This window comes from Flavobacterium sp. (genome assembly GCF_044349645.1).
In the GTDB taxonomy this organism is placed as follows: Bacteria; Bacteroidota; Bacteroidia; order Flavobacteriales; family Flavobacteriaceae; genus Flavobacterium.
In genome coordinates, this window is record NZ_JBIKQP010000008.1 from 51,021 (window position 1) to 64,538 (window position 13,518).

General features: G+C 31.7%; 13 protein-coding genes. 5 read left to right on the plus strand and 8 right to left on the minus strand.

Annotated elements, in window-relative coordinates; translation table 11 throughout:
- Positions 1 to 57: 57 nt before the first annotated feature.
- Positions 58 to 1,095 carry a T9SS type A sorting domain-containing protein gene (locus AC9UFV_RS03045; RefSeq protein WP_509572632.1) on the minus strand — a complete coding sequence of 346 codons (1,038 nt, stop codon included), beginning with the start codon at positions 1,093 to 1,095 and terminating at the stop codon, positions 58 to 60.
- Positions 1,096 to 1,214: 119 nt separating this feature from the next.
- On the minus strand, positions 1,215 to 2,120 hold the full coding sequence (locus tag AC9UFV_RS03050) for a hypothetical protein (protein ID WP_509572634.1): 906 nt from the start codon (positions 2,118 to 2,120) through the stop codon (positions 1,215 to 1,217).
- 165 nt (positions 2,121 to 2,285) lie between these two features.
- Here AC9UFV_RS03050 and AC9UFV_RS03055 point away from each other — a divergent pair, with 165 nt between their 5' ends.
- The 5 genes from AC9UFV_RS03055 to dctA are packed head-to-tail and all read left to right on the plus strand — an operon-like array spanning position 2,286 to position 8,963.
- Positions 2,286 to 3,587, plus strand: a complete 1,302-nt coding sequence (locus tag AC9UFV_RS03055) for an Ig-like domain-containing protein (protein WP_509572637.1) — start codon at positions 2,286 to 2,288, stop codon at positions 3,585 to 3,587.
- A gap of 22 nt (positions 3,588 to 3,609) precedes the next feature.
- Positions 3,610 to 4,923 (plus strand): porin, encoded by a 1,314-nt coding sequence (locus tag AC9UFV_RS03060; RefSeq protein WP_509572639.1) that lies wholly within the window; start codon positions 3,610 to 3,612, stop codon positions 4,921 to 4,923.
- Between the two features lie 4 nt (positions 4,924 to 4,927).
- On the plus strand, positions 4,928 to 6,472 hold the full coding sequence (locus AC9UFV_RS03065) for a M14 family zinc carboxypeptidase (RefSeq protein ID WP_509572641.1): 1,545 nt from the start codon (positions 4,928 to 4,930) through the stop codon (positions 6,470 to 6,472).
- A complete protein-coding gene (locus AC9UFV_RS03070) occupies positions 6,459 to 7,727 on the plus strand; it encodes a putative porin (protein WP_509572643.1) in 1,269 nt (422 codons plus the stop codon). Before AC9UFV_RS03065 ends, AC9UFV_RS03070 begins: the two co-directional genes overlap by 14 nt.
- Positions 7,728 to 7,745: 18 nt before the next feature.
- Positions 7,746 to 8,963 (plus strand): C4-dicarboxylate transporter DctA, encoded by a 1,218-nt coding sequence (gene dctA, locus AC9UFV_RS03075; RefSeq protein ID WP_509572645.1) that lies wholly within the window; start codon positions 7,746 to 7,748, stop codon positions 8,961 to 8,963.
- A 182-nt stretch (positions 8,964 to 9,145) separates the two neighbouring features.
- Here the strand turns inward: dctA and AC9UFV_RS03080 are convergent, their stop codons facing one another.
- The 6 genes from AC9UFV_RS03080 to AC9UFV_RS03105 all read right to left on the minus strand — a co-directional run.
- Complete coding sequence (locus AC9UFV_RS03080; protein ID WP_509572647.1) at positions 9,146 to 9,853, minus strand: DUF2490 domain-containing protein; 708 nt, start codon at positions 9,851 to 9,853, stop codon at positions 9,146 to 9,148.
- Between the two features lie 18 nt (positions 9,854 to 9,871).
- A complete protein-coding gene (locus tag AC9UFV_RS03085; RefSeq protein WP_509572649.1) occupies positions 9,872 to 10,369 on the minus strand; it encodes a DUF6691 family protein in 498 nt (165 codons plus the stop codon).
- Between the two features lie 10 nt (positions 10,370 to 10,379).
- The gene (locus AC9UFV_RS03090; protein WP_509572661.1) at positions 10,380 to 10,943 is read right to left on the minus strand and encodes a YeeE/YedE family protein; all 564 of its coding nucleotides are present in this window, start codon (positions 10,941 to 10,943) and stop codon (positions 10,380 to 10,382) included.
- A gap of 44 nt (positions 10,944 to 10,987) precedes the next feature.
- Positions 10,988 to 11,821, minus strand: a complete 834-nt coding sequence (locus AC9UFV_RS03095; RefSeq protein WP_509572651.1) for a methyltransferase domain-containing protein — start codon at positions 11,819 to 11,821, stop codon at positions 10,988 to 10,990.
- A gap of 111 nt (positions 11,822 to 11,932) precedes the next feature.
- Positions 11,933 to 12,247, minus strand: a complete 315-nt coding sequence (locus AC9UFV_RS03100; RefSeq protein ID WP_509572653.1) for a rhodanese-like domain-containing protein — start codon at positions 12,245 to 12,247, stop codon at positions 11,933 to 11,935.
- A 23-nt stretch (positions 12,248 to 12,270) separates the two neighbouring features.
- Positions 12,271 to 13,518: MBL fold metallo-hydrolase (locus AC9UFV_RS03105; protein ID WP_509572655.1), on the minus strand; the 1,248-nt coding region annotated here is incomplete at its 5' end.

Consider the following 13,518-nt stretch of genomic DNA (forward strand, 5'->3'; position numbering starts at 1 on the left):
TAAAAAAAAAGCCATTCATGTCTGAATGGCTTAAAAAAGTTAATTAGTATTAACTAATTATTTCTTAATAAATTTATATGATTTATTTTCTGATATCTTAAGGTAATAAATGCCTTTTGATAATTGTTCTACATTTATGGTGTTTTCAACATCATTTAATTTGCCATTTAAAACCACTCTACCTAAACTGTCAATTATTGTATAAGCCTGATTTATTAGATTAGAGTTTATATTTACGTTTAAGACATTTAGAGCGGGATTTGGGAACAAACTGATCGGAGACAATTCAAAATCATCGGTATTTAATGCTGTTCCAGCATTTACAAGATCCCAAACTGTTCTTACAACTATGCCATCAACCGTAATTCTTTGCGTAGCGTCGGCTTGTCTTAATGCTACTGCTTGTAATACTGGAGCATCCGCAGTTGGAGCAGCAGGAGTTCCTGAGGTTGTATTTGTAAATGGCCCTAATGTTGGTGTTGCAGGCTCAGTTGTTGGTATAGCATCACCAGTAGAGTATACAAATAAACTAACTTCATCATTAAAATCACCAGTTACAAATTTATATTTTACAACTACTAGATAAGTTTGACCAATAGTTAAATTTGAAGTTTCACCTTGAGTAGTTGTTGCATTAAATGCTAAACCTAATTTAAATTGCGTAGCTGGATCGGTTCCTGGGGCTATGTAGGTTCTTGCTCTAAAAGCAGAGTTTAAAGCAGTATAAACAGGTGTGGTTGTATTAGCATAATATCCAAGGTGAAAAAAGTAAACTAATGGTGTGGTTGCAGTTACAGATACCAAAAAAGAGGCATAAACACTTCCTGAATTTAAATCTGCGCCAAAAGGTTTATTTAAGTCTTCACCTGTATTATTAACTAAAGCAGCGTTTCCAACTCCACTTCCAATATAACCAGAAAAATTTAATCCTGTCGCACTTACTAAAATAGGGTTTGTATTTCCACTATGAACAGTCCAGCCATTACTTGTTAATGGTGCAGCTGCAGCATAATTAAAATGTTCAACTAAATAATTAACTTGACCGAAAGTAAATCCGAAGTAAATTAAAGCCAATAGTGTGTAAAGTTTTTTCATAATTTAAAAATTTTTATAATTAATTGTAAAAATAATAAAAATTAACTAATTATCTAATAATTATTAATTTAACAAAAAAATACATTTATTAAATGTAAATTATAGTTCTCTTTTTATTTTTAATAAAGCAAATTAACAGCATCATTAGACATTTGCACTGCATCATGACCTGAATTGGCAACGGTATGAAATTGCCAATTGAATGTTGCTCCGACTGAAATGGCATAAGTTCTACTTTTAGAAAAGAAATAGTTGGCACGAGCAAGTCTGTTCAATCCCTGTAAATCGCTCTCAGTATTGTGACGAAGTGATGAATCGGAACCATTATTATCTAAACTACCTACTGATATAAATAATTTTCTTTTAAAATAATTATTTGGATTTATAGCAGTAATTGGGCAATTCATAATTCCGTAAGGAAAATTAGCAACCCCATCTGGAACAGTATACCAACCACTATTTGCTGCGATTGCTCTATTGTACCTAGCATTTGGTTTAAGTAAAACGAATCGATGGACAAATTGACCTCCGCCAGAATGACCAAACATATCATAGGTATTTGACTCGCTTCCAGAATTGACTTTAATAAAATCAAAAAGTGGTTCAATCATTGAAAAGGTCCATACACTCTCATTGTTTAGTGTTTGCGCAGTTGGGAAATTACCGTCTTGATAGACATTTCCAATTATATAGGAACTACCCCCAGGAAAATTTATACTATTAAATTCAGGTGCAAATACCATAAACCCATATTGATTGGAGGCATTTACCCAAATATCGCGATATTCGCTAGCATTTCTTTCATCACCATGAAAAACGATAACTATTGGCATATTGTTTCGATTACCAGCCGGAATATTATAAAAAACATTTATTGGTTTTTGAGGCAAACCTGAATAAGTGAATACAAATTGGTTTGAGCCCGAATTTAATAAGTTTTCCTGATTACTAACGACATTATCTTTCGAACAAGAAATTAAAATAAAGAACGAAAACAGTATTATTTTGAGTAGGTGATTTTTCATGAAACTACTATTTTTTTTGTGGTTGGTGGTAATATCTAATTACAAGATTACAAAAAATTATTATATGTTAATTATTTATATATATTTGTTTTTTTAATAGTTACATATAAATTAATTAATTATTAAAAAAGTAAATTATTAATTACCCCTTAATCTTCAATAACAATGAAAATTTTTAATAAAACATTAGTATCTTTTTCTTTTTTATTTTTACTATCATGTATACTATCGTGTACGACCGAAGATGTAAGTCCATTTCCACCCACAATAGGAACATTTACTGTGCCTTCAAAGCAAATGGGTAGTTTACCTTTTTTGCTTACACCACCAACATCTAATAGTGCAGGTGCATTCACCTATACTAGTGCAGATCCTTCAATTGCAACAATAAGCGGAACAACTGTAACGGTTGTTGGAATTGGAACTACTACAATAACTGCTACTCAGGCTGCAGATGCTGGGTACGGTATAGGATCGGTTACTGCAACATTCACTGTTTCTCAATTAGAACCACCAACTATTGGCTCTTTCACAATTCCATCAAAAATGACTGGAAGTCTACCATTTCAATTGACTCCACCTACCTCAAATAGTGGCGGCGCCTTTTCTTATTCAAGTAGTAATGCAGCCGTAGCAACAATCAACGGGACAACAGTTACTGTAGTTGGAGCTGGTGTTTCAACGATTACTGCTACTCAAGCTGCTTTTGGAACTTTTGCTTCAGGAACAGTTACTGCTACTTTTACAGTTACCGCAAATATTCCATCTTCCAATATTGCTTCAGATAATTTTGATGTTGCAGCAGGAACTGCTTTAACAGCAAATGGATGGGTTGCACATAGTAGCAGTACAACTAACCCAATATTAACTACCTCACCTGGACTTGCCTTTCCAAACTATTATGGTTCTGGAATAGGTAATGCAGCTAGTGTAACCAGTATAGGGCAAGATGTTTCTTTACAGTTTACTTCAGTTTCTTCAGGAACTGTATATGCTTCTTTTCTTGTAAAAGCAGCTGCCTCTCCATTGTGTATTGACCAATACTTTTTTGGTTTTGGTAATAATGATATTGCAGACACCGCTTATAGAGGTAAACTAATGATTAATCAAGACCCAACCAATCCAGCAAAATTCAAATTTGGATTTGCTGCTAATTTAACCAATAGATATACCACAAATTCTTATGATTATGGAACAACTTATCTGGTGGTTATTAAATATAAAATTGTTAATTCAACGGTTACTAATGCTAACGGAAACGTTGGTCGTGATGAAACAAGTTTGTATATCTTTGATACGACATCAAGCTATTTGACCGAGCCATCAGTTCCAACTATTGGAATTGAAGACACTTCTTCAGTTGATATTCTTCCAGGCAGAGTAGTACTTAGACAAGACAATGTCAATTCTCCAAATGTTATTATTGATGGATTGAGAGTTGACAGCTCTTGGAATCTTAGAAATTAATTTGATAAAGTCAGCTATAAAAATGAAGAAACTTATAAAGATATTAGCTTTAAGTATTTTACTGCTTTTGGTAACACAACTTTCAAATGCACAAGAAATAGTAATCAACAAATATAAATTTGGAGAGGGATTGGAATTTTCAGGAATTGACAATAATTATAAAATGGAAATTTCTGGATATCTTCAGCCTTACATTGATAGTAAAAAATATCTAGACAACAACGATTCTTCATCATACAATAGAATGCGAATGAGAAGAGCTCGATTGAATTTTTCAGGGAGTTCAAAAAAAGAAAAAATATCATATCGCTTACAACTTGATTTAACTGGTGGTGGCGAGGGAGACGCATCAATAGGAAGCCTGGTTTTTGATGCTTGGATCGCTTATGATCTTACTAAACGAATAAAACTTACTTTTGGACAAAAAGGAACATTTACTGATAATCGCGAACTTGGAATGCGTTCAAATACTTTACAACTTGTAGAGAGAAGTCCAATATCAGGTGCCTTTGCTTCAATTCGTGAATTTGGATTTTTTGCAGAATCCTCTTATAAAATATCAAAACAATCGTATATAAAACCAGAGTTTGCAATTACCAATGGAGATGGAATTAATGTTTTTGGTAAAGACCATGGAGGATTTAAATATGGAGGCCGAATTGATTATTTACCTTTTGGGTTGTTCAATAATTTCGGACAATACCGTCAAGCGGATATAGAAAGAGAATTGACCCCAAAATTTGTAATTGGAGCCAACTACAGTTATAATATTGGAATTAGCGATAGAAGAGGAAGTGAAAGTGGAACCATATTGTATTTAGACAATCAGAATAATGAATTGTTGCCCGATTATATGAAATATGGTATTGATTTTTTATTTAAATATAGAGGTTTTTCACTTTTAGGAGAATATATAAATGCTTCTGCTAGAGTACCTAGCGGAATTACTCAAAGGGTTCGTGTAGATGGCACCACTTCTACAGTATTTACTGTTAATGGAATACAAGATGTGGATAGTTATGTTAAAGGTAGAATGATGGTTGGTGAAGGATATAATTTACAAAGCGGATACGTTTTTAAAAATCTTTTTTCCATTGATGGTCGAGTTGCCTTTTTGAAACCTGAAACTAATTCTTTTTTAAATAATGGAACTTTTTACAATCGTTCTGATTTTTATACCCTCGGAATTACGAAATATTTGGCACGAAATTATGGAGCTAAAATTCAATTGGATTGCACCTATATTAATGCCAAACCAGGATCTAATGATATCAATGGAAATTTGATAAATGGAAATGAATTCTTAACCAGATTAATTACAACTTTTTCATTTTAACAGTATGATAGATAAAATTAAATTATTGGTTTTATTAAATCTGATTGTTTTTCCAATGTTTGGACAATTCAATCCGCAAAATGATGAAATAACAAAAAAGTTTTTTCCTGATTCCGAATTGGATATTCATACTCCATCATTCTCAAAAAAGGGATTCACCAATTATGACGATATGATGTTGTATCTAAATAAGTTGGTTGCAGAACATCCAAAAGAAATTTCTCTATCCTTTATTGGTGAAAGCCAAAAGAATAAGAAAATACCAATGGTTATTTTGAATAAAAACAATGGGAACGAAAAAATTAAAGTTTGGTTTCAAGGAGGTCTTCATGGTGATGAACCTGCCGGAACTGAAACCATGCTTTTCCTAATAGATAAAATATTAAACGATCCTAAATATACTTATTTATTAGATAAAATAACCCTTTCAATTGTTCCAATGGCGAATATAGATGGTTATGAAAAACTCGATCGTTATGCTGCGAATGGATTGGATTTAAATAGAGACCAAGTAAAATTGATTTGTAAAGAAAGTAATTTCTTGAAAAAAGCATTTAGTAATTTTGGGGCTGAAGTAGCAGTTGATTTTCATGAATACCGTCCCTTTAGAAAAGAATTTGGATTGCTTGGAACTGATGGGATTAGCTCCATATATGATGCGATGTTTATGTATTCTGGGAATTTAAATCTTCCTCAAAATTTAAGAGATTACACTAAGGATGTTTTTGTTGAAAATGCAAAAAAAGTATTAGAGTCTAATCATTTTATTTATAGAGATTACATCGCTAGTGTAAAGCAAAATAATGAAGTTCATTTTAATCAATGTACCACAGAAGCAAGATCTAGTACTACATCTTATGCATTAACCAATTGTATTTCTTCATTAATAGAAATTCGGGGTGTGAACCTTCAAAAAACATCTTTCAAAAGAAGAATTAAAACTACTTTTTTAATTGCTACTTCCTTTCTAAAAACAGTTTATGACGATACTTTGAATATAAAAGAAGTACTAAAAATTTCTAACAATTCAAAACCGGATAATCTAGTTGTTGTTGCGAATAAGCCACAAGAAAAACAAACCATTAGGGCAATTAGTTTAAAAGATAATTCAGAAATTTCTTTGGAGGTCAAGGTCAATAATGCTTTAAAATGCACACCAGTTTTAGAAAGAAAAAGACCGTTTGCCTATTTGATACTTCCGGAGCAAAAAATCCTTGTTGATAAATTAATTATTTTAGGATTAAAGGTTGAAGAACTTACTGAAGATAAAAAAATAAAAGTAGAATCTTATACCATTTCATCAATATACATTAATCCAGATGAAGAGGAAGGATATAATTCCCAGAAAGCGGAGACAAGTATTACCAATATAGAAAAATCATTTCCAAAAGGGACTTTTATTGTCTATTTGGATCAAAAAAATTCAAAGATGGCAACAGAGGTTTTGGAACCAGAAAGTGAAAATGGATTTGTCAAATTTGAAACTCTAAAAGTTAAAAAAAATCAAGAATTACCAATTTATAGATACTTAACCAATGAAAAAATATAATACAAAAATGAAATTAAATGCAATTGCTTCGGCATTAGTAATGTTTATAGGATTTGCCTGTTCAGCTCAAATTGAAATCAAAACGGATTCAAAAGAATTCCAGTTGGGTGACGGCTTAGGTTTTAATGTTAATGATGGTGATTATAAATTCAATATAAGTGGATTTATTCAAAGTGCTATTAAATATGAAAAAACAGATGGAGTTGTTGCTAGAAATTATATGAATGCAAGAAATGCTTTTTTGTCTTTTTCAGGGAGTATGTACAAAGAGAAAGTTTCTTTCTTATTGCAAAATAATTTTAGCAACGGAAAACCCCTTTTGGATGCATGGATCGCCTATACTCCAACTCAAAACATTAAAATTAGTTTTGGACAAAAACAAACATTTACTAACAATAGAGAAATGACTTTTTATGAAGATAAACTTCAATTTGCTGATCGCGGAATTTTTAGTTCTGAGTTCAGTAATACAGGTAGAGAATTTGGGATGTTTTTAGAAAGTCAATTGGTTGTTAAATCTTTTATTATAAAACCAAAATTTGCAATTACCTCCGGGGATGGTGTCAATTCTTTTGGTGATAATTCAATTGATGTTGATAAAGGTGGTTTTAAATACGGTGGTCGAATTGATGTACTTCCTTTAGGTAATTTTAAACCAGGTAATGACGGATATATTGCAGATTTATTACACGAAGATAAAATTAAAATTCTTGCTGGTGCGGCTTTTAGTTTTAACAACGGTGCTAGTAATAGAGTAGGAGAAGGTCATGGTGACTTTGTTTTTTACGATAGTACTTTTAAACAAAAGTTGCCCGATTTAAGAAAATCATATGGTGATATTTTAATTAAATATAGAGGGTTTTCATTATTAGGGGAATATGTAAATACATCAGCTGCATCTCTTGAAGGTACTTTTATAAATTCTACAGCTACGGTACCATTGTATATGACGGAAATTAGCAACTATTTGGTTCTAGGAAATGGGTTTAATATTCAAGGCGGTTACGTTTCTAAATCAGGTCTTTCACTGGATTTTAAATTTGAAAAATTAACTAAAGAATTTAATAAAACTTCTTCTTTACTAGCAAATCAAGATGCTTTTACTTTGGGGATTACAAAATACATAAAAGGTAACAATTTAAAAGTTCAGTCCTCAGTTACTGCGCTAAATAAGGAACAATTTAATGCTACTACGAACGTGAATGAAAAAGTAAACACCTTAATTGCCCAATTTAGTTTTCAATTAGTTTTTTAATAATAAACCTCACAATAAATGAAGATTGCATCAAAAGCGAATAAGATTTTCTTTTCTATTATTTCAAATTTGACCTTTTGGGTTTTAATTGCAATTTTGTTAGGTATTTTTGTTGGACATTATTTTCCAGATAATGGAGTCCAAATGAAGGTGGTGGGCGATGGATTTATTAGTATCATCAAACTCTTTATTATTCCAATTATATTTCTAACTATTGTATTAGGAATAGGAGGAATGGGCGATTTAAAAAAAGTGGGCAGAATTGGAGTTAAATCATTACTCTATTTTGAAGTAGTTTCAACATTAGCATTAGCCATTGGAATTTTAGTTGGCTATTTGGCTCAACCTGGAAAAATCGACAAGTCAGGTTTAGACATTCAAGACGCTAGTAAATATACTCAAAGTTCAAGTGAAGGGTTTAATTGGGTTTCATTTTTCATGAACAATGCAACACTTCAAGTATTATTTGTTGCAATTATAGTTGGAATACTGTTGAACTATCATGGTAAAAGAGAGCAAATAGTTGCTTTTTTATATAATTGTTCTAAGGTTGTTTTTAAAGCCCTAAAATATGTCATGTATCTTGCTCCAATTGGTGCATTTGGAGGAATGGCATATACAGTTGGAAAATTTGGATTGCACACCTTAATTCCACTTGGTAAATTGATGCTTACGGTTTATGTAACTATGTTTATTTTTATATTTCTTGTATTAGGAGGAATATTAAAATATTATAAAATAAACATTTGGCATTTTATAAAATACATTAAAGAGGAGTTGCTTATTGTTCTTGGAACATCTTCTTCAGAAGCGGCATTACCCAATTTAATGGATAAATTAGAAAAAATTGGTTGTAGCAAATCTGTTGTGGGACTTGTTGTTCCAACTGGATATTCCTTTAACCTAGATGGAACCTCTATTTATCTTTCAATGGCGATAATTTTTTTAGCTCAATTGTACAATGTTCAACTTTCATGGGGTGAAATTTTCACCATTATTGGACTATTAATGATTACCTCTAAAGGGGCCGCCGGAGTCACTGGAAGTGGTTTTATAGTTTTGGCATCAACTCTTACGGCAATCCATAAAATACCTTTAGAAGGGTTAGCATTTTTATTGGGTGTCGATAAATTTATGAGCGAAGCAAGAGCTATAACTAACTTTATTGGTAATGGGGTTGCAACGATTGTAATATCAAAAAGTGAAGGAGAAACAATTCATCTTGAGAATAATTAAATTATTATTTTACAAATAAGATAGTTCAAATTTTTTATTAAGGCATATTTTCAACAAAATGAGTTAGAAATTCTAACATTTGGTTTGAAAATAAGTCAATAGGGTTCACATTGTTGAACCAAAAGCCTCTAGAGAAATCTAGAGGCTTTTTTATAAGTCCAGTTTTAATTTAAATCAACTTACTAAATAGAAAAGGTAAAATTTAAATAAAAATTATTTTCATCTATCAAATCAATATTACTTTTTGTTAACCTTGAAATGTATATATACCCTATATCAAACTTAAAATCTGAATTTGGTTTATAAGATAAATTGGTGAATATTCGATTGTGATCAAAAATATGTTGTGCATCAGTTCCAGATGAATTCATTAATATTTCATCTCCAAATGCTATATTATAATTTGAATTACAATCATACCTTAAAGCCAGTCTATTTCGCAATCGTGTGGTATTTTCTACTGAACCTTCAAAAACTCTATATTCCAATGCAGTTCTATCTACAACAAATAATTTTGTTGCTAATTGGTGTTGAATTTCAAGTGATGCTGTAAAGCGGTATTCGTTAATTGGAGCTGTAAATCCATCGCTTTCTTTTTTGATTATATTATAGTTTGAAAAATAAGCAAAAGGTGAAATAGCATAAACTACATCCTTATTTTGTTTATAATACACCCAAGTTCTAAAAGTGTACATTAAGTTTTTATCGAATAGATTGTCACTTTCAAAATCATTTTGTCTGCGGTGTTGAAATTCTAAATCCGTTTTTATTTTTTCAGTTACAGGAATGCTTAATGTAGTTCTTAACCAGCTATTTGTATGCCCTTGGGCAACTATTTTTGGCACAAAAAAGGTTACACACACTAATAAAATTATGGTGTTTATTTTCATTATTTATTTTAAGTTCGATTAATGAGGTAATTTATCTCTGAAATAGCCATATACCCACGTTCCAACAATAGCAAAGAATAAAGTAACAATCATTACGGTTACTCCGGTTCCAATTTGAGCAAAAAGCGGACCTGGACATGCTCCGGTTATAGCCCAACCTAAACCAAAAATTAGTCCGCCGATAATTTGTCCTTTGTTGAATTTTTTATCGTGAAATTCTATTTTCTCGCCATAAATGGTTTTGACATTAAATTTTTTAATTAAAAAAACTGAAATCGCACCAACCACTACCGCGCTTCCAATTACACCATACATATGAAACGATTGAAAGCGAAACATTTCTTGAATTCGGTACCAACTGATAATTTCAGCTTTAATGAATACAATCCCAAATAATAATCCTACGATTAGGTATTTAATGTTATGGTACCATTTGTGCTCTAACTGACTTTCGTTGATACAAATTGTGTCTAAAGAGCGTGTTTCAAAATCGGTGTTTTGTTCTGTATTGTTCATAATTTATTTTTTAAATTGAAAGTAGGTAAGGAAGAATAATATTTGCCATGATTAAACCACCTATGAAAAAGCAACAAGTGGCAATTAATGAGGGTAATTGTAAATTTGATAATCCCGAAATGGAATGTCCGCTAGTACAGCCACCTGCATAACGAGAGCCAAAACCGATCATAAAACCACCTACAACCATCATAAAAAATCCTTTTATTGTAAATAGATTTTCCCAAGAGAATATTTCTGAGGGTAACATTCCGTCAATATTCGTAATACCATAGGTTGCTAATTCTCTTCTTAAATCAGCATTGATGATCAATGGATTGGGATTGGATAAAAGGTTAAAAGCAATTATACCTCCTAATAAAACGCCGCCAATAAAAAACATATTCCAAATTTCTTTTTTCCAATTATAATTAAAGAATGAAATATTTGCTGGTAAACATGCGGCACAAGCATGACGTAAATTGGCACTAATACCAAAATTCTTGTTTCCTAAAATTAATAATGCTGGTACAGTAAGACCTACTAATGGACCAGCAATATACCAAGCCCAAGGTTGTTTGATGAATTCTATAATTTCCATAGGTTTTATCTTTTTATTTTTGATTTTTATTTTAAGTGTTATTTCGATTTTACTATTTTATATTTTTCATCGTAAGAAACTATTTCTTGCAATATTTTTACATCAATTTCTGTTTTACTAACAATAATTATTTCTGAAAAATTAGAATTCATACTTACGTTTAATACACCATCGATTTCTAAAAATTTCTTTGAAACTGTATCCATACAACCACTACAAGTGATACCTTCAAAATGATATAAAGTAACTTGATTGAGTTCGTTTTTTTGAAACTCAAAAAACAATTCGGTGTTGGCTCTTGAAGGAATAGAATTTTCTGCTATTGAAATGGAATTGAAAGAAAATGCTTCATAAAATAATTGTTCGTATTCTTCTAAACTTCCTCCAAATGGCGGACTAACTTCAAACTCTCGATTGAAAAGCAACCCTATTAATTTTCCACTATCTGATAAAAGCTGGTGCATTTTCCAAACGTATTTTTGTCGCATTGTTGGTGGTAAAGCACAGAAAAAGGTTTGCTCAATTATGTAATCGTATTGACTTTGATGCTCAAAAAAATCACCTAAAATAATTGAAATGTTATTATTGTTTTCGAATTTCTGCTTTAGATTTTCCACTAATGTTGGTGCAATGTCAATTACTGTAACATTTGTAAAACCAAGTTGTAACAAATATTCTGCTTCGTAGGTATTGCCACAACCCGGAATAAGAATTTTAGCATCTTTATTTTCGATGGTATCGATATACGTTTTAATTGGTGGTGACACTTGTCCCAAATCCCAACCAGTTGCATTGGCTTTGTATTGATTGTCCCAATAGTTTTGGTCAAGCGGTAAATCGCAGGTAACTACACAACATTTTTCTTCACTCATATTTTTAAATTGATAAACATTTATAAGTTTTTGTTCTCAATAATTGATTTTTATATTTTAAATCATTGTCAATTCCAATTATTAAAATAATGGGAATAACTAATAATTCATTTATTTTAATAGCGATAAGATATCTTGCCAAGTGCCACCATTGGTAACATTACTAAATCCGTTTTGTTCTAAAATTGATTTGGCTTGACCGCTTCGATTTCCACTTCGGCAAAAAACAACTATATTTTCTTTAGCTTTAAATTTTGCCAATTGATTTTGCACTTGATCTAACGGAATATTTACAGATCCTTTTACATTGCCTTCCGCAAATTCTCCAGGAGTTCGGACATCTACCAAGAATGCTCCGTCATTAACCAATGTTGCTAAATTCTCTTTGTTACTATTATCACCAAATATATTTCCAAAAATCCCCATATTTTTCTATTTTAATTTTTTACTTATTTAACTTTTAACACTTTACTTTGACAAACAAAATCTGTTTTTGAAACATTTGTTTTTGCAATGGCATTGAAACCACCTTCAATTTCAGAGAAATTTCTATATCCACGAGCCTGTAATATTGATGCTGCCATCATAGATCGATAACCACCTGCACAATGCATAAAAAAATGTTCTTCTGGATTTATATCTTTTATCCATTCATTTATTGCAGCTAATGGTCTACTGTAAGCATCTTCTACATGTTCTGCTTCGTATTCACTTTCTTTTCTAACGTCAATAACTTTGTTTTCGCCAATTTTTACTTCATTAGCAAACTGCTCAGCAGTAATCCTGTTTACTGTATCAACATCGTAACCTGCATCTACCCAAGCTCGAAAACCATATTTTAAGTGCCCTATTAAGTTATCAAAACCAACACGAGTTAATCGTGTTACCGTTTCTTCTTCCATACCTAAATCGGTTACTAATAAAATGGGTTGTTTTACATCGCCAATTAAAGCACCAACCCAAGGGGCAAAGTCTCCATTTATACCAATGTTTATTGATTGAGGAATATATCCTTTTGCAAAATCGACATTATTTCGAGTATCTAAAATTAACGCTCCCGTTTCTTCAGCAACAACTTCAAATTCGGTTGCATTGATAGCTTTCATACCTTGATTGAAAACAGTCTCAAAACTTTCAATTCCACTTTTATTCATGGCTACATTCATACCAAAATAGGCTGGAGGTGGCAATAGACCATCGGTAACTTCAGCAATAAATTCCGCTTCGGTCATATTAGCACGTAATGCATAGTTGGTCGCTTTTTGTTCACCAATAGTTCCTACCGTTTCTTTACTCATATTTTTTCCACAAGCCGAACCTGCACCATGCGCTGGATAAACAATTACTTCATCTGCTAATGGCATTATTTTATCTCTTAAGGAATGAAACAACAATCCTGCTAATTGCTCCTGTGTCATGTGAGCTGCTTTTTGTGCCAAATCGGGACGACCTACATCCCCTAAAAATAAGGTGTCTCCAGAAAAAATAGCATGGTCATTTCCCTCAGCATCAATTAATAGGTATGTAGTGCTTTCCATAGTGTGACCTGGAGTGTGTAATACTTTTATTTTGATGTCTCCAATTTCAAAAATTTGATTGTCTTTTGCAGAAATGAATTCGAAGTCCGGTTTAGCATTAGGACCATATACAATTGAAGCTCCTGTTTTTTTGCTTAAATCTAAATGTCCTGAAACAAA